Here is a 20,184-nt window from a genome sequence, read left to right on the forward strand (position 1 = left end):
AGATCGATGGCTTTCTTGTCGATTCCCTCTCCTAAAAATCGTCCGGACTATTGATGCAGGCGATTCCTTCTGAGGAACGAACTTAGTAACAGCGTTGCTGATTGGCTGGATTTGTGGAAGGTGTCAATCTTTTCGCCCCCTAAATCTCTCAATTTTTGGGGACTCTAAACATTGGCTTTCCCTCCGCTTTGGGCAATTCATCCCCTGATTCAGCAACGCCCGAAAGATTTCATCGAATTCACGTTGGCTTAGATGGAGACGACTGTCAGGGAGCATGTCACTTTTGCAAAAGGATAGGCAATTCGCGAAAATAGGGAAGTTGATCTACAAGCAAGCCCATGACTCCGGAACAAGAACAAGCCTTACAAAAACATGTTCAAGCCATTGCTGAGATTCTGTCCGAAGATACCCCATCGGAACAACTGAAAACGTTAGGCGGGATTGAGCAAGCTGTGCGCGAACAGATGCAAAAACATGTCATGCCAGAAGAGGGAATTTTTTTATCAACACGACGACCAGAAGGACTCCAGGACGTTCTCGCACGGTTAAAAGTATCCTTGGAGAACTCAGACTGAGCCGTAGGCAAGCGGAACAGCTAGGGGTTGCCTCGCACCAGCGATTGAGTCCCTATCTGGAGATGTGCTGTTTACGGGTGAGTGCCAATGTTTCGTACCAGCACACCGAACAAAATATCGAACTGTTCACGGGGATTCGAGTCCCCGCCAAAACGCAGCAACGCCTGGTGCATCGCCCAAGCTTTGAGTTGCCGCAGGCTGAACAAATGATTGAGGAGTTGAGTGTCGATGGCGGTAAGATTCGGGTCAGAACTCCTATCGGAGAGGAATGTCGCTGGTTGGACTACAAAAGTGTGCGCCTGCATGAGTTTGCAACGGGTGCTTGTTTTCAAGACAATCAGCAGCTAGTTAATTGGGTTCACCAGCAACCCTTGAATTCGCCATTGACTTGTTTGGGGGGATGGGCATGATGGCATCTGGAACTTGATCAAGCCGATGGCTCCTGACAGTCAGCGACGAGAGATTCTCGATGTGATGGAGAATCTAGAGAAAGTAGGGGGTTCAAGGCGGCGCTTAGAGACCGCAAGGGCTTTACTTTGGAAAGGCAATGTCAAGACCACCTTGGGTCTATTTGAATACTGTCACTGCAAGCAAGCAGCGAACTTCTGCGCCTATCTGCGTAAACACCACCACCGGCTTGTGAACTATGAGGACTACCAACGTGAGCAGATTTGTTCAATTGGCTCAGGAGCGGTTGAATCAGCCGTCAAGCAGATCAATCGGCGTACTAAACTCTCTGGGGCACAGTGGAACTCAGAGCATGTCCCGCAAGTGTTGGCTCACCGCTGTGCTTATCTCAATAACTTATTAACTGTCTAAATTATTCTGCCTGCAAAACTGACAGGCTCCCTTACTAAGACGACCCAACAAAAATACCCCCAGAGATAGATTCTCCAGGGGGTAAAGTGCTAAAAACTTCAGGCACTTTTAGCAGGTGACGACCTTTAGCCGCGTACTGCCACTTCTACCAGGGCTGATTTTAGCGTCGCCGCCTTGTCGGTCTGCTCCCAGGGAAGCTCTAGATCGGTACGCCCAAAGTGACCATAAGCCGCAACTTCTTGATAGAAGCGACCACCTCGCTCTCCAGGCAACCCACGCAGATTAAAAGCCTGGATAATGCCAGCCGGACGCAGCTCAAAATGCTCATTGACCAACGCCAAAAGCTGATCTTCGCTGACCTTGCCCGTGCCAAAGGTTTCGATCATGATGCTCACCGGACGAGCCACCCCGATCGCATAGCTTAATTGCACTTCGCACTTGTCAGCCAGCCCTGCCGCCACAATGTTTTTAGCCACATAGCGAGCCGCATACGCCGCACTGCGATCGACCTTGGTGGGATCTTTGCCCGAAAATGCACCGCCACCGTGACGAGAATAACCGCCGTAGGTATCGACGATAATCTTGCGTCCGGTCAAACCTGAATCGCCCTGCGGCCCGCCGATCACAAACTTGCCCGTTGGATTCACCAAAAAGCGTGTGTTTGCGTCAGGCTGCACTTCGATGTCGCTAAAAATGGGCTGTACAACCAGCGTCCATAAGTCTTCTTTGATCTTGACCTGCACGCCCGCTTCGTCGGAAATGTCTCCGATCGCTGCCGTGTGTTGCGTTGAGATCAAGATTGTGTCGATGCCGACGGGTCGATCGTTTTCATACAGCACCGTCACCTGAGTTTTGCCATCGGGACGCAAGTAAGACAGTTGACCCGTTTTGCGGACGGCTGCCAGTTTGCGAGAGATGCGGTGAGCGAGGCTAATGGGCAAGGGCATCAGTTCGGGCGTTTCATTACACGCAAAACCAAACATAATTCCCTGATCGCCTGCGCCAGTAGAATCTAGAACTTCCTGGCTCGATTCTTCGCGAGTTTCTTGGGCAGTGTTGACCCCTTGAGCGATGTCGGCGGATTGTTCATCCAGCGCGATCAGCACGGCGCAACTGTTGGCAGAAAACCCATTTTCTGCGCCCGTATAACCAATTTCAGCGATCTTTTGGCGGGCTAATTCGATGTAGTTGACTTGAGCGCTGGAGGTAATCTCACCCGTAATGAGAACCAACCCAGTGTTGACAACGACTTCGGCAGCCACGCGGCTTTTGGGATCTTGAGCGAGCAGCGCATCCAAAATGGTGTCAGAGATCTGATCACAGATTTTATCTGGATGGCCCTCGGTAACAGATTCAGAGGTGAAATAGTATCGACGTGACAAGGATTTCTCCTATTTTTAACTAGGGTGAATTAGCTCGATAGCTTGCGGAAATTATATCACTCAGCTTTGGAGAGAATTGGCTTCGCTATTTTGCTGCTTGGGGTATGGTTTCGCCATCATTTTTGATAGATTGATCACCCCTGGTTGCTCAAATAGCCATCAGAAAAAGTGATAGAAAAGTGCCGCAAATCTGAAGTTTCAGACTGTCACACTCGTCGATCGCTTTCGTGGTCGCATCCTAGCAATTTCACCGAGACTGTTCACCTTTGCTTTTCTTAATCTTCATCCAATCTTTGAACTGGGTCAAAATTTTGTATAAGGTTTTAATCAAATCAGCGCCAATCAGTTTTCTACCATGTACTGTCTCAACCCTTTTCGTCAGACTCCTCAAAATTTAGACGTTGAAATTTGTGCGTGTGGATTTAAGTTACGATTGGGCGATCGCTATTAATCCGTTCGTCCGATTGTCCAAGGCGGGTTTGGCAGAACGTTTTTGGCCATCAGTGGATCAGTTTCTATTATTTCTGACTTTCTAGCCAACTGATCAGATCTTCGATCGACCCAAAATCCAGCAGGTCTTCGCCAAGGGAGTCGAGTTGAGCGATCGACAAGGACATCATGCGCTCAATGACCCCATCGGGAACAGCGCCGACTTTTCGATTTAACTGACGGATGATTAGCGATCGATGTTGTTCCAAAGCTAGCTGCGCTGCCTCTTTTCGTCCTTCTTCTCGTCCTTCTTCTCGTCCTTCTTTTCGTCCTTCTTTTCGTCCCTGCGCGTACCCAATCCGCTCAACACTTGTGATGTATGGCATGTGGCGTTCCTCCTCGTAGGCTTTTAGCTCCGTCCAAAATTCTGCTTCCAGATGTTTGGGCAACACCAACACCCAATCCAGAAAGTTGAACAGATGCATGATCTGCTCTTGATTATACCCCGCCTCGTAAAGCTGCCGGACTAATCGCATCTTCCACATCTTTCGGGTCGTGCTATTCCTTTTCGTCTCTTGGAGCTTTAAGTGGGCCTTAACCACAATGGCGAAGGGATTCCGGCTCGCATCTAGTTCTGCTATGCGGTCACGGTAGTCCAGCAGCTTCACCACACTGAACTCAAAGTTTAAGGTCGTTCCAGGCAGGGAGAAGCCATACTGTTGCGGTCGCCAAGTCGGGCTGGCATCACATAGAATCGCCACGCCAGGTTGGTGGAAATAGTCAAAAATCCGCAAGGAATATACAAAGATGCGCTCTGCAAATCGCTGTTCTGGTGCAGCCTGCACTTCCACATGAATCAACAGCACCAACACTTTGCCCCGCATCAGTTTCACCCGGACTAGTTGGTCAGCAAAACGTCTACCAACCTTGGCATCGGGGGCAATTTTGACAAACTCTTTGTCGAGAAACTCTGGCGGTTGTGTCCAGTCTATTAACTTGGCAATTTCAGGAAAGAAGAACGCTAGTGCGTCTTGAAAATATTGCTGCAAAATCCGCTTCCAGGGTGAATCCTGGTCAGTACGAGAGGTTGGCTGTTTAGCCATTGTGATGAGTTCAACAATTTTTAAGTCGTACGATCGTATCACGACCACATTCCGCTCAAACTAATGGATTTTTAGTCCAAATCAACGCTCTGTTACCCAATGGACAATTGCCTTATTCCTTTGTCAGCAGCGGGAAGAAGTGACCGACGGGCCCCTGACCTTTGCCAATGTTGAGCGAGTATTTCAGCGCGTGCGTCACATAATCTTTTGCCGATCGCACCGCTTCAAGTCCTGCTTTTCCTAATGCAAGATTGGACGTGATCGCCGCCGCTAGGGTGCATCCAGTGCCGTGGGTATGTTTGGTTTCTACAAATTCAGTGGTTAGGGTTTGGAAGCGATCGCCATCGAACCACACATCTACACCGCGCAATTTGCCAGCCATGCCGCCGCCCTTCACCAAAACAGCTTTTGCACCCAGTTGATGAATTCGTTTCGCTGCGGTTTGCATGTCTTCGAGGGTGGCAATCTCTAAACCACTGAGCATCTGAGCCTCGTAGCGATTGGGCGTGAGAATGGCAGCCTGGGTAATCAGTTGGGAGCGCAGGGTCGCGATCGCCCCATCGTCAATCAGTTGCGCCCCGGTACGAGACACCATCACGGGATCAACTACGAGATTCGGAATCTTGAGAATGCCAATCTGCTGGGAAACCGCTGCAATGATTTCTTGATTGAGCAGCATTCCGGTCTTTGCGGCTTGTACTCCAATATCTTGCACCACCGCCTCCATTTGAGCGACCACAGACTCCACAGGCAGCGCATCCACGCGAGTCACCCCCAGCGTATTTTGAGCTGTCACACAGGTCAGCGCACAGGTGCCATGTACTCGATGAAAAGCAAACGTCCGCAAATCTGCTTGAATGCCTGCCCCACCGCCACTATCTGAGCCAGCGATCGTCAGCGCGATCGGCACCTCAATTGAATTCGTCGTCATACACCGCCAAAAGGAGACTACTCACATAGTAGAAGAACTGCCCCTTACTTTGTGGGCATTGAGCTATCTCGCTGGCGCGTTTTCTTGCGATAAACTTCTTCTCCGGCGTAGCAAATCGATAGAGAACTCGCACCTACAACCATCCGGGCTGAGTACAACAAATGGTCTAAATCGTCTGTGAGGCGATCGACGATCCAGGGTTCTGGACAATGAATAGAAAGCCGATTTCCTCGACTGAGTTTTAGCGAACACAGCCCCAATGTTTTGGTAAACAACTGACGCAAACGCTTGAGGCGATGCTGTTGGAGTAGACGTTGATCCTGATGAGTGAGTTTGACCGACATAGAGAGCAACCCAAATAAGCAATGTCAAGATTGAACCGGATTAGGTAGACAATCCATACTGTAGAATCCAGGATGTTTGGGAAATCCCTTAAGAATAAATTATGTAATTCTACTTAGATGCATCAGTAATTTTACAGATGAGACAATGATAAAGGACAATGACGAATGACATAGAAGTAATCGCTTTTCTAGCTCAATTGTGACCCTACGAAGGATGGCGCGATCGCTCCTTTTTTGTCCTAATTAATCAGGGCTAAAACAAAACGAGATGCATATGGTTAAGTACTTAAATCAAATATTCAACCTGTGATGTTTGTTAATAACTTTTATTTGAAGCACTACATCTGAGCGCTCTCTTTAATTTGATATCAAGCCTCTAAAGGCGTAGTTTTGTGTGGAAAGTTAGAATGACCGATTTTAGGAAACGATTGGGTTGGAAAACCGTTTGGAGTGGTAAATTTGAGCCGGAGCGCGATCGCTTTGAGTCCCGTGAAAATGGTTCCTCGCTCTCAAAAAGTTCATATCAAAAAAATTCATCTCAGCGACTTGCCTGGCTAGAAGGCATTCGGATTTTTGCTGCGGTTTTACTCCTGTGGTATCACGCCCAATTGCTCTTTACAGAATACAGCTACACGCCTCAACCTACGGGCTTGCTCGATAATTTGCAGCGGATGATGGCTGCCTCCAGTCAGCTTGGTCAGGGGCTTGCTCAAATCGTGAGTCTGCCCGTTTGGTTTTGCTTTCAGTTTGTGGATGTGTTTGTGCTGGTGAGTGGGTTTAGTTTGGTGCTGTCGTTAAAGGGAAAACCACTGGAGATCAAAAGCTTTCTCAAGAAGCGGTTTCTGAGAATTCTTTTACCATTTTGGACAGTTGCTTGGCTGGCGTATCCGATTTTGTGGGCGATCGCTCAACTCACCCAAAGTTATGCTCCTGACGCATGGCACACGTTTGCGGGGATGACGTTTCCGCTGCTATTTGACTATGGTGGCGATTTGTTGTTGCCGACGAATGGGCCGTGGTGGTTCGTTCCGTTGATTTTGAGTTTTGCGTTTATCTTCCCGTTTCTATGGCATCTCTCGCAGCGATGGGGCACCCGTAATCTAGTTATAATCAGCCTGGTAATTACGTTTGTTTATAGAGCGTTCGCAGTTTATGTTTTTGGTGGTCATCCGACTTATGTGGTGATCGATACCCCGGCGGGATGGCAACCTTTTTTACCTTTTATTGCCAAACTCGGTACTTTTGTGATGGGGATGGCGATCGCGAAAGCCTCTCTCCAAGGCAAAGGAATGATCTTCTGGCGCGCTCAAAAAGCTTTACTCGTTGGCATTCCGATTTACATTTTTGGATTTATTGCTCAGTTTTATAAATTTGGTTGGATTTTTGATGATTTTCTGATCTCGATCGGGTTGACCCTCTGTTGTATGGTGATCTTCCGAGCGCTATCTCAACGTCTACGAATTGAATCGCTCCTGGTATGGTTGGGATTGCACAGCTACAGTTATTTTTTGATTCACAACTTTGTCGTCGATCGTACGCTCAATCTTGTTGTTGACAATCATCTGGAGCGGTACTACTGGTCTCTTCCGGTGATGACGATCGCGACATTGCTGTTGGCGCTTTGGGTCGATCGAGTCATGCCCTGGTTACAAAGGAGTGCGATCGAGGTGTGGAATCGTTGTGATGCGCTGCTGGCTCGTCCGCCTCAGCTTCAACAAGCTCAAACGATTTGTCTGGGTGACACCGTTTCTTATCGCGGGGATCACGGCTGGAAGGTGGTCAAAATCGAGCCAGTGGTTCACGATGAAGCGTTCTATCTATGCCGAATTTTTGACGGAAATAAAGCCCTCTGGGTCAACGAACACGACCTGACACAAGACCAAAATTACGTCAGCCAAACCCGAAAATCATGAGGGATTTCCTTTCGGCTGCAAACTTAAACAGTCCCCTAAATCTCCCACGGGTGAGTGATTTTGAACCGCAAATCCTCTCTTAAAGTCCCCCAAAATTATCTACCGTTTACACACAAGTTGATCGATCCGTCATTGCCGAGATCCTTCGCCCCCTAAATCCCCAAAATTGGGGGACTTTGAACGATCGCAGTCTCTCTTTATCAAAGTCCCCCAGATTGGGGGATTTAGGGGGCTGAAGGCGACTGAAACGAAGCGACTCCGGATTTGTGTGTACACGGTAGCAAAATTATTGGGGGTTGGGGGGCAGAAGCACCCAGCAACGAAGCGAAAAACTCTCATCAAACCAACATCAATCACCAAACTGAACTATCTACTTGACGAGAATCGAAATTCCAGATATTCTCTCAAATCAAGGACATCTTTTCGTTACGGGAAGGCTGTCTGATCGCCCAAAAAATCTAGTCTGTCGCCGCCCAAAGTTGCTTGGAACCAACCAAGGGCAGCTAACCCACGAGACTGCGGATACCAGTCCGGAGGGCTAATGGAGGATTCTAACACTCCTTTGGCCGCTCTGACTTGTTATGACCGTCGGGGCGGCTAGTTTTTTGGGTTTCTTCGGAAACTTAAAATTGGAGTACTCATCATGGCAGAGCGCCTTTTGAACGCTGGCTTTTGGCTGTGCGATTTCGCCTACGCATTTCTAGAATTGATTCAGCGCCGTTTCCTTCCCGATTCCATTCCCCGTTTCACGATTACTTCGCTTCGCATTCCGCTTCAGGATCTTTTACCTGACGTTGCGATTCCTCACTCTGATGAGTTTGAAATTCTGCGGGTGTTAATTATCGGTTCCTCAGACGGTGTAACAGAGACGATTCAAAATCTCCACGTTCGACGATTTGCGAATGCTACAGACTGGAGTCCTCTACTCCCTGCGCCCTCATTTGGAGAAGTGATGAGCATTCTCACTCGCCAGCGACAAAAGGCGGATAATGGCTAATGGGTTAGTTTTGAATTAACGTGAATTCGATGAGAGTTTTTTCGCTTTGTTATTCACCCTTTCTGCCCCCCAAGCTGCCAATTTTGGGGGACTTTAAGAGAGGGATTCTGGTTCAAAGTCCCTCACTGGTGGGGGATTTAGGGGGCTTTCCTGGATCTAAAAGCGAAGCGAAGCGTTCATCAAACTGACGTTGAACTAGTAGGGGTCGTGCCTCCGTCTGTACTTTTGAGACCGAAGACTCCCCCTACAGTCGATTTGACTAGCGAACGGCACCGTTGTAGACGATCGTAGTCGTAAAGTCTGTCTTATTCACCTGGACTTCACTTTCAATATTGGGCGCTTCTCCGGGGACACCGCCTTTGAAGGTAAACACCCAGGCATCTCCTTGATCCCGAAAGGGCGATCGAGCCGCAGCCCCATGCATCGAATACTCCGATCGATAGACTTCGAGACCGCCGTTCGCTGCTTCTGCTGCTTGACGCGCTAGATTTTTTGCTTTGCTGAGTCCCTCAATTTCCTTGAATTTTGCATCCAGGGCGGGATTGTTGGTTAATGACTCATTAGTCTGAGCAGTCGCGATCGGACTGACGAAAAAAGGTAGCCCTAACAGGGTCAAAACAATCAGATAGCGCATAGTAAAAAGTTCGATTGTAAGTCATGAATTGTGGATGAGTCGCACTAAGTAAAACAAAGGTGGCTACGTGAATTCCTGATTCTTCAAAAAGTATCGAGACTCAGAATCTTTGTCGTGCTGTTCTTTTGATCATTCACTCTCGACGCTGCCCATCAGAAAAATGTTTCTGTCTGTTTCTACAACGCCTCTCTAGGCTCATGCCTTTTGCCTTTCTTGTAATTTAGAGATCTGACCTTTAGGAGATTCGATGCTATCAGTCTTAGTGCGAGTCTAAAGCCCTACAGGTGTGTAATTATGACTTTACAATCATTCGGGTTGCTAACTACTATTGGAACGACGATCGCGCTGCTAACCAGTGTCGATTTGGTTAAAGCGGCTACTTTGTATTCGGTGTCTGACCTACCTTTTTTGCCATCTGATTTGAACGATCGCGGGCAAGTTGTCGGGCAGCATTACCTCTGGAACAACGGCACACTCACCGATTTGAAGACGCTACCAGGCGCACAAGATAGTCCCTTGGTGACCAGAGCCATCAACAATCAAGGCATTCTGGTCGGAGAAGGGTTTAAGTCAGAGGCTACTCAAATTTATAGTCAAGCCTTTCGCTCTGATGGTCAAACGGTTAGCGATTTAGGAATTGTTGGGTCGTCGATTTGTCAGGACTTTTGTGTAAAAACGATCGCCACCACCATCAACAACCAGGGACAAATCGGCTTTAATCTCGACTATCAAGACTTTCAGGGCGGCGCATCAGGATATGTGCAACAGCCGCAAGGAGAACGCCAAAATGTCTTCCCAGGACATCGCATCGCATCCATAAATGACAATGGGAAGATGATTGGCTATACGATCACGAGAGGTCGCAGTGGCCCCGGTCGAGGATTGATGTCAGATGGCACCAACACACGCTATTTGGATGCTCCGGGCTATTGTTTTTCGATCTCAACGGGCTGTTTTTCTAAATCAACTCAACTGTCAGGGATGAATAACTTGGGGCAGGTAGTTGGATTTGGAGCAGTCGATCGAGACCATCAAGCGCCCCTTCATGCTCTAGTTTGGAAGAATCCTCTGGAGAATCCGATCGCCCTTGATTTAGCAACTTTAGGTGGCGTGGGTGAAGATGGCTACAACGGTAAAGTGACCAGTCTCGCGTATAGTATTAACAACACAGAACAGATTGTCGGATTGTCATATACACCAGACGGCGATCGACGGGCCGTTCTCTGGCAAGACAACACTTTAATTGATCTCAATCAGGTGATCAATAACTCAGAGTGGAAACTCACTTCTGCACAGAAAATTAATAACCAGGGACAAATTGTAGGAATCGGTTATCGCAATGGCCAAGAACAAGGATTTTTGTTGAACCCGATTGACCAAGCGGAACCTGTCCCCGAACCTGTTTCTACCCTGGCGCTTTTAATTGGAGCCGCGACGATCGGATACACCTCTTTTCGCCGTCGCAACGCTAAGAAAATTAAATAAACGCAAGGATTGTGAATTGAATAAACTTGGCGGTTAAAACCGCAGCTAGGAGAACAAAACCCACTTTCGCGGGTTAAATTATTTTCCTATTCTCTAGTCTGCGAAGGCAGACTTCGTTCTCCTAGACGCGGTTTTAACCGCCAGTCAGATTCAATTTCAGGCAATTGCGGACTGTCGCATTCGACTCAAAAAGGTGTGAAGCCGCTCACTTTTAGGATTAGTCAATACCTCACGAGCGATTCCTTCTTCGGCCACACGCCCGCGATCGAGAAACATTACCCGACTAGCCACTTCCCGCGCAAATTGAATCTCATGGGTCACTACCACCATCGTCATCCCATTCTCAGCCAGCTTTTGCATCACTTCCAACACTTCGCCGACGAGTTCTGGATCGAGGGCACTGGTGGGTTCATCAAACAAAATGGCTTTAGGTTCCATACAGAGGCTCCGAGCGATCGCGACCCGTTGTCGTTGTCCGCCTGAGAGTTGTTCGGGGTATGCGTCTGCTTTGTCAGACAAGCCTACTTGAGATAAGTAATATCGCCCTTTTTCTTGACTTTCGGCATTGGATTTGTTTAGCACTTGTTGAGGAGCCAGGATCAGATTCTCTAATACACTCAAATGGGGAAATAGATTGAACTGCTGAAAGACCATTCCCACTTGCGATCGCACTTCTCTCAACTGTCTTCGACTCAAATTAGGCTGCGACAAATCCATTCCATTTACCCAAATCTCTCCCGCGTCGATCGTTTCTAACCGATTGAGACAGCGCAACAGCGTGCTTTTTCCACATCCCGACGAGCCAATCACCGAGAGCACTTCACCGCGATCGACATATCCACTAATCCCCTGCAAAACTTTGGCCGCTCCAAAACTTTTCTCAACCTGGTCAAATTGAATCACATGAGAATTTTTCATAGCCTATGTCAGCGAGGAATATTGAACTAAAGAGGAATATTGGACTAGAGACGGATTTGGAATTGAATTGAATCCTTCATTTATAGAAGAAGACGGTATATCCCATCTCCCCTCCAGTGCAGATCTTTTGTCATGAATCAATTTCGAGCAACCAGATGGATACGATCGGTTTTGCTTACGGTGATTTGTTTGCTGTTCTTTTTCACCGATGTTCAAAAAGCTTCTAGTCAACAGGATACGCTAACGGTTGCGGTTGAGCCAGTTTATGCGCCATTTGAGTTTCGATCGCCCAGCGGTGAGATTCAGGGGTTTGACATTGATTTGATTCGGGCGGTGGGGCAGGCAGCCGGATTTAACGTGCGGTTTCAGAGCATTGCCTTTGACGGCATCATTCCAGCCCTTCAGTCCAATACGGTGGATGCGGCGGTGGGGGCGATGACGATTACGGCGGCTCGATCGCAGGCCGTTGATTTTTCTCGACCTTACTTTAAAGCAGGGTTAGCGATCGCCACTCAAACAGGCAAACTAAACGCCAAAAGCCTCGATGATCTTCAGGGCAAAGAGGTCGCTGTCCAGATTGGCACGACGGGCGCAGAAACCGCAAAGCGCATCCCCAATGCCAAAATTCGCACCTTCAACGCGGCAGTGGCAGCCCTGCAAGAATTGAAAAATGGCAATGTAGACGCAGTAATTCACGATTCGCCAATCATCGCCTACGCAGTCAAAGGCGGCAACCTGCAAGGTCTTAGCGTCTCGGATCAGCTATTAACCGAGGAATTTTACGGCATTCCCACGCCCCGCAACTCGCCCAATCTGGCCCGAATCAATCAAGGGCTAACCACCATTTTAGAAAACGGCACCTACGATCGCCTCTATCGCAAATGGTTTGGCACTCAGCCTCCTCAGCTACCTGTGTCGATCGAGGCGGCTCCTACCACAGCACGACCGGGATCTTGGACTGTGATTCTCACGGCTTTACCTGTTCTTCTTAAAGGTGCATTAGTCACCTTACAACTGGCTGCTTTTTCGGTGCTTTTGGGGCTGATTGGCGGCTCGCTGATTGGGATTGCGCGATTGTCTCGAATTCGTCCGTTGCGTTGGGCGGCGAGAGCTTACATTGATTTCTTTCGCGGTACGCCGCTGTTAGTGCAGATTTTTATGATCTATTTCGGCATTCCAGCATTAGTGCAGACGTTGGGATTAAATTTTACGTTCGATCGGTTTGTCGCGGCGGTCATTGCGCTGAGTTTCAACAGTTCGGCTTACATTGGTGAAATCGTTCGCGCTGGCATTCAGTCGATTGAAACGGGTCAATCCGAAGCCGCCGAATCTTTGGGTCTCGATTCCGTTCAGACGCTTCGCTATATTATCTTTCCGCAAGCGTTTCGTCGCATGTTGCCTCCGTTGGGCAATGAGTTTATCACCTTGCTCAAAGACACCAGTCTCGTCGCGGTGATCGGCTTTGAAGAACTGTTTCGTGAAGGTCAACTGATTGTCGCTGAGAACTATCGACCCTTTGAACTGTATGCGATCGTGGCTCTCGTCTATCTAGTGCTGACGTTGCTCTCTTCCCAAGGGTTTAGCTACCTCGAACGCTGGATGAACCCCGCCACCCGCCATGCTGTCAAGCGCTAAAGGCGTGTAAATCCGACAAAGTGCTTCGCTACGGTTACTAATCCGGGCAGCCCCTAAATCCAATTAGTGATTGTCAGAACACTTTATTCACAAAATAAATTCCAATAAAAAAGCAGTCCCTACCCGGTTTGGACTGCCCTTGTGTTAGACGATGAGCTTCTCAATCTGTGTTCATAATGCCGCACTCAAACAGGGTGAGCATCTTCCCTAAGAGAGATAGCGAGAAGCTCTGTGACTCGCCTTGCGAGGAATGGCACATGACATAGGATTACGCCGCTGGACTAAGGATGGCTGGAAGAACGAGTAGCCAGCGCGATCGCTCTCGGAAAGATATGATGCTCCTGGACATGAATCCGATTTTGTAGCGTTTCAAGTGTGTCGTCTGACAAGATCGGGACGGCCGCCTGCATAATAATCTCGCCACTATCCACTTCTGGCACGACGACATGAACCGTACAGCCTGTGATCTTCACCCCCGCCTCTAAAGCCTGCTCGATCGCATGGTTGCCTTTAAAGCTAGGGAGCAAACTGGGATGAATATTCAAAATGCGATCGCGATACGCCGTAATCAAAACCGGGGTGACAATTCGCATCCAGCCTGCCATGATCACCCACTCCACATCAAACTGTTTGAGGGTTTGCACGATCGCTCTATCCAATTCTTCACGACTGTCAAATTCTCGATGATTGAGTAACACAGCGGGAACACCATATCGAGTCGCGCGATCGACAACCTTTGCCCCCGGATTGTTATAGATCACAACTTGAATTTGGGCGTTAAGCTGCTGATCACAAATCGCCTGAGCGATCGCTTCAAAATTACTGCCGCTGCCCGATGCCATCACTCCTAGTTTGACAGGTGGCACAGGTTGAGGATCAGGCAAGGTGTCAGGTGAAATGAGATTAGAAGTCATGCGATCGAGTTATCAAATTCATCAAAGAGACAGTGTAGTTTGATTATTAGGCTAGCGACTCTTCAATATTCGTTCAATCCTTGATAGGATTTCCTTTGCAGTTTCCTTAGCAGAATTGATCGATTTGCAGTTCTCAGCAGATACACGAATAATTCTTACACCCTCATCTTCCAAGTGACGTAAGCGTTCTTGTGCTGCGGCTGGAGATTCATGGTGCCAACGATCGCCGTCCACCTCTACTACAAACGTCATGCCCCGACAAATGACAACGAAATCAGGTTCAATCCGCTTAAAGCGGGGTTGATTGGATGTTATGACGGGTAATGGCATTACTGGCAACCCTGTATCGCGTAGAGCAACGAATAGCAGGATCTCTGGCTGGGATCTAAATAGCAATCCTTCATGCTCAATTGTCGCTATATTAGAAGAGTGTACACGCCCTTGATTTGTTACTCCCTTGGATGCTGAAACAGCTATTGCTGAAAGCCGAACTATAAAATTATGAGCATCACTGACTACAATAGCATTGGCGAGTTCAGCAAGCTCTTTCTCTACTGTGGTTCGTTCTTCTGTGCCATTGAACGCAGCCCAATGTCGTGGAGATAGAGACACTGTGATTAGCCATGTCCATATCCCACCGTCCCAATTATCGTACTCTTCAAGGGTAATGCTAACTCCACGAGTGCGTAACGCTCGCGAAACCACATCTAATCCCCGTGCATCTGCAAGTTCTGCAAAAGTGTTAGCAAAAGTTTCGGGGGAAATAGGCACCGGACACTCATCGTAGGATCGAGATCCGCTCCGCCCATATTCAGATCGGGAATTATCCATAGAACTTACAACTCTGACCTAAATTAATCCCGCTTTTCACACATCTGACACAATCATACTGCGAGACAACTTCCTAGGCTGAGTTAAGATATGAAGCCCAATAGGTCACATCATTCTAAGCCTACGAATGCCTGACAAGTAGCAGAAGACATGGCTAATTTTTTGAGGGTTCGTTTCTTGCACTCTCAGATCCCGAAGGACACCGAACTTCTGCAAACGGAAAGGACGGCGATTTTGGCATCGCAGGTGTTAGTTCAGACGGCCCGATGGTTTGACAAACTAAGCTTGACAGATAGCCTCCGGGCAAAGTTGCGACTTCAGAAACAGAGAAAACTGCGCCTGTAAAGCTTTTTAGATCTGGTCGCTTGGCGCGGCCCACGATTCTAATTTGTTTGGCTGCATCTCCCTGACTCACGATTTGATAGCGATAGTCTGCGGTTTCTAATTTGAGATCCAGGTCGAGTTGAGCGATCGACGTAGCAAACTTTCTAGTCTCAAAATGATAAGCCTGTTGTGCTTGGGTTAAGAGATCGAGATAGCGTCTCGCTTCTGGCTCTCCTGATTGACCTGCAACTTGTTTAATCGCTTGAGCATCGGGTTTGAATGTTGTCGAATCTGATATCTTTTGCATCAGGGTATCGACTTCAAATTTTTGGGGGGTCTTCGCATCTTGAAATCGCTCCAGCCGCAAGCGTCCATCGGGCGCAAACTCAAAGATTGTGGAGGATTTAGACATTTCTCCCAACAACCACCGCATCTGCATCGGTTGAGTCTGAGTGTTTAATTCATAGCGCGATCGCAGCGCAACCATTTCCTGTCCCTTCATAAAGGATGCAATTAGCGTTCCGTCGGGTGCAAAAATCAGGGTAATCAGTGAGTTAGAACGGACACCCGGTTCTTTACCTCGCCACTCTCCCACAAGTTGCTGATTGACTGCACTCAGCCGAGAAGATTTGTCAGGAGACGGTTTGGCTATCTGGGCGACTCCTTGTGAGTTACTCGAAGAAAGCGCAGCCGTCGCCATCAATCCAATCAACACAGCGAATTTAATGGGTAAGCGACGATCGTTCATAATCAAGTCAGAAGGTAATTTCTGTATACATTCAAGACTCAAACTCCATTTCCAGAATTTCCAACCCGTATTCTCTACAATGTTTTTACTTGTTTGGAACCGTCTCCTCTATGGCACCTTCCCGTTCTTCTCAACAATCTTGGTTGGATAATGACACGATCGCCGCCTGGATCTTTTTGGCCCCGGCACTGATTCTCTTGAGTGTGTTTGTGCTGTATCCGATCGCTTACCTCTGCTATCTCAGCTTTACAGCCGGAAGCTTTACGAGGGCAGGCGTGCATTGGGTCGGATTAAAAAACTATTGGCGGCTGATGGTCAGTCCTGATTTTTGGCAGGTGGTTTGGAATACGGTTTACTTTACGGTGGCGACTGTGATTCCTGGGTTGGTGATTCCGTTGGGGTTGGCAGTCTTGTTAGATCGAACGATCGCTCTACAAGGCTTGCTGCGGGCTGCTTACTTTATTCCATCTATCACGTCTCTGGTGGCGGTCGGTCTGGGGTTTCGCTGGCTATTTCAAACGGATGGCCCCGTTAACGAGTGGTTAAGTGTGGTGAATATTGCACCGATTCCCTGGCTACAGGACACCGTTTGGGCCATGCCCGTTTTGATTTTGCTGAGTATTTGGAAGCAGCTTGGCTTTAATCTCGTAGTCTTTTTGGCGGGACTTCAGACCATCCCCCTCAATCGATATGAAGCGGCTGAGTTAGACGGGGCGGGGAGTTGGCAAAAGTTTTGGTACGTCACACTGCCGGAATTGCGTCCGACGCTGATTTTTGCGGCTGTGACGACGGCCATTTTCACACTTCGCAGTTTTGAGCAGGTCTATGTCATCACGGGAGGCGGCCCGCTCAACTCAACCAATCTGCTGGTTTATTACATTTACGATCAAGCGTTTTCCCAATTTGACTTTGGGTACGCCGCCGCCGCCGCCACAATTTTATTGGGAGTCACGATCGTCCTAGTTTATCTGCAACTCAAGGTGAGTGAGGAGTGAGGAGTGAGAAGTCAAATTTGCAAAGAATGCATCCCAAAACTCTGATAGCTTTTTCATCCCTCATCCCTCATCCCTCATCCCTAAATCTAACTGGCTTGAGGAAAGGTACGCTTAAACTCGTCAATCAAGTCGTCCATTTCTTCTAAAGCCTGGTTTACATCAATGCGAAGGGTGCCAAGATCAGGCTGTTCTAGTAGACGAACTAGAGATTCGCGCTTGGCTTCGATGAGTTTAATGCGCTCTTTGATTGTTTCAGCATCCATCATGGCTTTCTCTAATAGGCTCTCAAGTAGGTTAACAGATCGTAGCGTGCCTCTCGATTGTAGTCAGCCGTTTAGAAAAATTTCCATCAAAATGGGAGCCAATTTGGAAAAAAGGTTTCTCCGGTTTGACTCCCGATCGCACTCACCAATTGCACTCACAAAATGGCGATTGTCCTAAAAAACTTGGCGAGAAATTTGCTTTTCGATCGTAGCCTGAGTGTGGTGGAGCATTTGCTCTCGACTGTCGGCCGCTTTGGTCAAACGGGGCACCAGATTGCGAGCTTGTAGCGCCATGTGAAGCTGAAGATGGGCGACATACTCACTAAAGTCTTCCCGCAGGGCAGGGTGGGGGGTCTGCTGTGAACGTGATTCCAAGGTGTTCTCCTTACTCTAACGCTGCACTTCTTGATGAACCTTCATGAAGCTATCACGGAGCGATCGCTCTCGTAATGCCCTGTAATGAACTGTAACCAACCATAAGGCTGAATTATTCAACTATTTAGAATTCTTCACTCAGTTTGTCAAAAGATATTTGCGGGGTGAGCGCGATCAAGAATTTGTTTGCGATCGACAGGTCACGTATGTTAGTATTTCATTCGGTCTGGACGCATAGCTCAGTTGGTTAGAGCACCACGTTGACATCGTGGGGGTCACTGGTTCGAGTCCAGTTGTGTCCATATTTTGTAGCTCAGGGAGTCCTTGACGAGAGGACTCTTTCGTCGCAAATCTTCTATCTTTTTGCTGCTTCGTTGTGGTCAGAGTTTTGACTGATCCACCCCTCGTTCAAGTGTTTAGTTGCCTACGATTAATTGTCGGAAGAATAATAGCTGAAACCGTCGTTGAATTGTTCGTTGACGAAGCGGTTCTAAACGCAATTAGCAGGTATAAATTGTGCAAAATCTCTTGAGTCTTGTCATTTCTCAAACCTGTATCCCAAAATAGGTCAGCACCAGTTCTGTCGTGCCTGTGTTGATGACTTCGTGAACTTCTCCGGGTTCAACAGAGACGCAGGTGCCGATCGTCAGCTTAACCTCTGCTCCATCAATTCGCATCACGCCTTCCCCCGCCTCGACGAGATACGTTTCCCACATATCGGCATGAGCATGAGCGATCGTCTGTTGTCCTGGGGCAAATCGCGCTTGAGAAAAGTTAGTTAAATGGGGAATCGTGGACGATCGCAGCATCACCTGTTTGACGATTTCTAGATTGTGAGAAACCGACTCTTGAGGCAAATTTCTGAGAGAAGAAAGTTTCATAGCGCGTCGTCCAATTTGGGCTACGGTCGGTTGAATGCTTCTAGCATTTTCGAGGGTGTGTCTAACGAAGGCATAAGAGTATTCTGGCGGTTTTAGCTGCAACAGGATGGGCTTGCGACTCAGGCTAAAGCTGAATCATTGTCCAGATCTCGTTTTCGCCCTTCCCACTAGTGTGCCTTCGTTAGAAACTTCCGTACCTTAACCGTTAAGCTTTACCGTTTCCGTCCTCCGTCATTGACAACATGCCCTGCAACGTGGCAGGAATGCTACGCGGATCCATAAACATTACCTTGCTGCTGTCACTCTTACCGACGATCGCTCCCATATCCAGATAGCCCAACGCCAGCAACACTTTACCCGCTTCGGCTGCACGAGAATCCGTCTTCAAGGCCTGCGTGACAATTTGAATCGCTTCGGCCGTCGCCTGAGCTTTGAGAACTTGTTGTTGCCGTTCGGCTTGCGCTTTGAGAACAATGCTCTGCCGTTCAGCTTCCGCAGCGAGAATGACGGCTTTTTGACGAGCTTCCGCATCCAAAATTTGAGCTTCTGCTTTGCCTCGCGCTGAGTTGACGGCTGATTCTCGTTCGCCTTCCGAAGTCAAAATTGAGGCTCGTTTGCGCCGTTCTGCTGACATCTGCAATTCCATTGATTCTTGCACCGCATTCGACGGAATAATGTCTCGCAACTCAACCCGCGTCACCTTCACACCCCAGGGATCGGTCGCCACATCCAGATCGCGTAAGAGAATTTCGTTGATCTGCGATCGCGCCGTAAAGGTCTCATCCAGTTCAATTTGCCCCATCTCGGCTCGAATCTGCGTCAGCACCAGATTGACCACAGCCGCATTCAGATCTTGCACTTTGTAATAGGCTTTCTCGATGTCTACAATCTTCCAATAGACAACCGCATCGACGGTGATCGAGACGTTATCGCGCGTGATACAAGGCTGCGGCGGAATGTCAAGCACCTTTTCCCGAATCGTTTCCTGAAAGGCAATGCGATCGAGTCCCGGAATCACAAAACTCAGACCGTGAGACAGCTTGCGATCGTAGCTGCCCAACCGTTCGACCAGCGCCTCATTTCCCTGTTGAACAATCTTGACGCTCGAAATGGCACCGCCGCCAACCACCAAAGCAATAAACCAACCCCACATACAAGTAGTCTCCTAATGAATCAAATCCGGCATCACAATTAACGTCGTTCCCTTTCTCCCCACCACATACACACGCTGATTGGGAGCGATCGTCGCCTCCATTTCACAACGAGCATTCCAGGAATTGCCTTCATAGAGTACCCGTCCCGTCTCACCAGGTAGAATCTCCGTCAAAGCCTGCGCCTCAGTTGCATCTAACTTAAGTGCGGCACGACGACTGACAAATCGACGAGAAATTAGCACCAGCGCGATCGACAGCACGACCCAAAGCGCAATCTGCAAATTAAGCGACAAAACGGTCGAAAGGGCCGCCACAATCAGCGCACTCACCCCCATCACAAAGGCAATAAACGCTGTCGGCAAAAAGAACTCGACCAGAATCAGGGTAACCCCTATCAAGAACCAAACCGCGATCGGACTTAGTGGCATATCAGTTTTGGGTCAAATTTTGGGTCAAAGAGTATCAAGCGGTAGAGCAGAAATTCAAACCCTTCTACCAAAATAACGCTGTATATTAAATGAGATTTTTAGAAGG

Annotated in this window: 19 protein-coding genes, 1 tRNA gene and 1 pseudogene; 7 read left to right on the plus strand and 14 right to left on the minus strand. The window is 48.4% G+C overall.

What is annotated here, in order from left to right:
* The first annotated feature begins 338 nt into the window (after positions 1-338).
* Positions 339-1,394 (plus strand): annotated as a pseudogene (locus ACKFKH_RS25360) (ISKra4 family transposase).
* Positions 1,395-1,519: 125 nt separating this feature from the next.
* Here ACKFKH_RS25360 and metK read toward each other — a convergent pair.
* The 4 genes from metK to ACKFKH_RS25380 form a co-directional block, all read right to left on the minus strand.
* Positions 1,520-2,776, minus strand: a complete 1,257-nt coding sequence (gene metK, locus ACKFKH_RS25365; protein ID WP_446861127.1) for a methionine adenosyltransferase — start codon at positions 2,774-2,776, stop codon at positions 1,520-1,522.
* 518 nt (positions 2,777-3,294) lie between these two features.
* Positions 3,295-4,308 carry a DUF4351 domain-containing protein gene (locus ACKFKH_RS25370; protein WP_446861128.1) on the minus strand — a complete coding sequence of 338 codons (1,014 nt, stop codon included), beginning with the start codon at positions 4,306-4,308 and terminating at the stop codon, positions 3,295-3,297.
* 112 nt (positions 4,309-4,420) lie between these two features.
* Positions 4,421-5,239, minus strand: coding sequence for a bifunctional hydroxymethylpyrimidine kinase/phosphomethylpyrimidine kinase (gene thiD / locus ACKFKH_RS25375; protein WP_446861129.1), 819 nt, complete (start codon positions 5,237-5,239; stop codon positions 4,421-4,423).
* A gap of 44 nt (positions 5,240-5,283) precedes the next feature.
* On the minus strand, positions 5,284-5,583 hold the full coding sequence (locus ACKFKH_RS25380; protein ID WP_446861130.1) for a hypothetical protein: 300 nt from the start codon (positions 5,581-5,583) through the stop codon (positions 5,284-5,286).
* 407 nt (positions 5,584-5,990) lie between these two features.
* Here ACKFKH_RS25380 and ACKFKH_RS25385 point away from each other — a divergent pair, with 407 nt between their 5' ends.
* A complete protein-coding gene (locus ACKFKH_RS25385) occupies positions 5,991-7,496 on the plus strand; it encodes an acyltransferase (RefSeq protein ID WP_446861131.1) in 1,506 nt (501 codons plus the stop codon).
* Positions 7,497-8,139: 643 nt separating this feature from the next.
* Positions 8,140-8,493: a hypothetical protein gene (locus tag ACKFKH_RS25390; protein ID WP_446861132.1), complete on the plus strand. Its 354-nt coding sequence runs from the start codon at positions 8,140-8,142 to the stop codon at positions 8,491-8,493.
* Between the two features lie 259 nt (positions 8,494-8,752).
* Here ACKFKH_RS25390 and ACKFKH_RS25395 read toward each other — a convergent pair whose 3' ends face one another.
* Positions 8,753-9,127 carry a hypothetical protein gene (locus ACKFKH_RS25395; RefSeq protein WP_446861133.1) on the minus strand — a complete coding sequence of 125 codons (375 nt, stop codon included), beginning with the start codon at positions 9,125-9,127 and terminating at the stop codon, positions 8,753-8,755.
* Between the two features lie 294 nt (positions 9,128-9,421).
* Between ACKFKH_RS25395 and ACKFKH_RS25400 the strand changes: the two genes are divergently transcribed.
* On the plus strand, positions 9,422-10,612 hold the full coding sequence (locus ACKFKH_RS25400) for a PEP-CTERM sorting domain-containing protein (RefSeq protein ID WP_446861134.1): 1,191 nt from the start codon (positions 9,422-9,424) through the stop codon (positions 10,610-10,612).
* 156 nt (positions 10,613-10,768) lie between these two features.
* Here the strand turns inward: ACKFKH_RS25400 and ACKFKH_RS25405 are convergent, their stop codons facing one another.
* The gene (locus tag ACKFKH_RS25405; protein WP_446861135.1) at positions 10,769-11,530 is read right to left on the minus strand and encodes an amino acid ABC transporter ATP-binding protein; all 762 of its coding nucleotides are present in this window, start codon (positions 11,528-11,530) and stop codon (positions 10,769-10,771) included.
* A gap of 132 nt (positions 11,531-11,662) precedes the next feature.
* On the opposite strand from ACKFKH_RS25405, the gene ACKFKH_RS25410 reads away from it, so the two are divergent.
* Positions 11,663-13,165 carry an ABC transporter permease subunit gene (locus tag ACKFKH_RS25410; protein WP_446861136.1) on the plus strand — a complete coding sequence of 501 codons (1,503 nt, stop codon included), beginning with the start codon at positions 11,663-11,665 and terminating at the stop codon, positions 13,163-13,165.
* Positions 13,166-13,446: 281 nt separating this feature from the next.
* On the opposite strand, the gene purN is transcribed toward ACKFKH_RS25410, so the two are convergent.
* From purN to ACKFKH_RS25425, 3 genes are all read right to left on the minus strand, one after another.
* Entirely contained in the window at positions 13,447-14,079 is a 633-nt protein-coding gene (gene purN, locus ACKFKH_RS25415) for a phosphoribosylglycinamide formyltransferase (RefSeq protein ID WP_446861137.1), read from the minus strand.
* A gap of 51 nt (positions 14,080-14,130) precedes the next feature.
* Entirely contained in the window at positions 14,131-14,850 is a 720-nt protein-coding gene (locus ACKFKH_RS25420; protein ID WP_446861138.1) for a hypothetical protein, read from the minus strand.
* 214 nt (positions 14,851-15,064) lie between these two features.
* Positions 15,065-15,982: a type IV pilin-like G/H family protein gene (locus ACKFKH_RS25425; protein WP_446861139.1), complete on the minus strand. Its 918-nt coding sequence runs from the start codon at positions 15,980-15,982 to the stop codon at positions 15,065-15,067.
* A gap of 110 nt (positions 15,983-16,092) precedes the next feature.
* On the opposite strand from ACKFKH_RS25425, the gene ACKFKH_RS25430 reads away from it, so the two are divergent.
* A complete protein-coding gene (locus tag ACKFKH_RS25430) occupies positions 16,093-16,977 on the plus strand; it encodes a carbohydrate ABC transporter permease (protein ID WP_446861140.1) in 885 nt (294 codons plus the stop codon).
* An 86-nt stretch (positions 16,978-17,063) separates the two neighbouring features.
* Here the strand turns inward: ACKFKH_RS25430 and ACKFKH_RS25435 are convergent, their stop codons facing one another.
* Complete coding sequence (locus ACKFKH_RS25435; RefSeq protein ID WP_446861141.1) at positions 17,064-17,240, minus strand: hypothetical protein; 177 nt, start codon at positions 17,238-17,240, stop codon at positions 17,064-17,066.
* 174 nt (positions 17,241-17,414) lie between these two features.
* The gene (locus ACKFKH_RS25440; RefSeq protein WP_446861142.1) at positions 17,415-17,615 is read right to left on the minus strand and encodes a hypothetical protein; all 201 of its coding nucleotides are present in this window, start codon (positions 17,613-17,615) and stop codon (positions 17,415-17,417) included.
* A gap of 228 nt (positions 17,616-17,843) precedes the next feature.
* On the opposite strand from ACKFKH_RS25440, the gene ACKFKH_RS25445 reads away from it, so the two are divergent.
* Positions 17,844-17,917 (plus strand) — tRNA-Val (locus tag ACKFKH_RS25445).
* A gap of 243 nt (positions 17,918-18,160) precedes the next feature.
* On the opposite strand, the gene ACKFKH_RS25450 is transcribed toward ACKFKH_RS25445, so the two are convergent.
* From ACKFKH_RS25450 to ACKFKH_RS25460, 3 genes are all read right to left on the minus strand, one after another.
* Positions 18,161-18,496 carry a cupin domain-containing protein gene (locus ACKFKH_RS25450; protein WP_446861143.1) on the minus strand — a complete coding sequence of 112 codons (336 nt, stop codon included), beginning with the start codon at positions 18,494-18,496 and terminating at the stop codon, positions 18,161-18,163.
* A 205-nt stretch (positions 18,497-18,701) separates the two neighbouring features.
* Positions 18,702-19,649, minus strand: a complete 948-nt coding sequence (locus tag ACKFKH_RS25455; protein WP_446861144.1) for an SPFH domain-containing protein — start codon at positions 19,647-19,649, stop codon at positions 18,702-18,704.
* A 12-nt stretch (positions 19,650-19,661) separates the two neighbouring features.
* Positions 19,662-20,078, minus strand: coding sequence for an NfeD family protein (locus ACKFKH_RS25460; protein WP_446861145.1), 417 nt, complete (start codon positions 20,076-20,078; stop codon positions 19,662-19,664).
* Between the last annotated feature and the right edge of the window lie 106 nt (positions 20,079-20,184).

This window comes from Phormidesmis sp. 146-20, assembly GCF_052939475.1.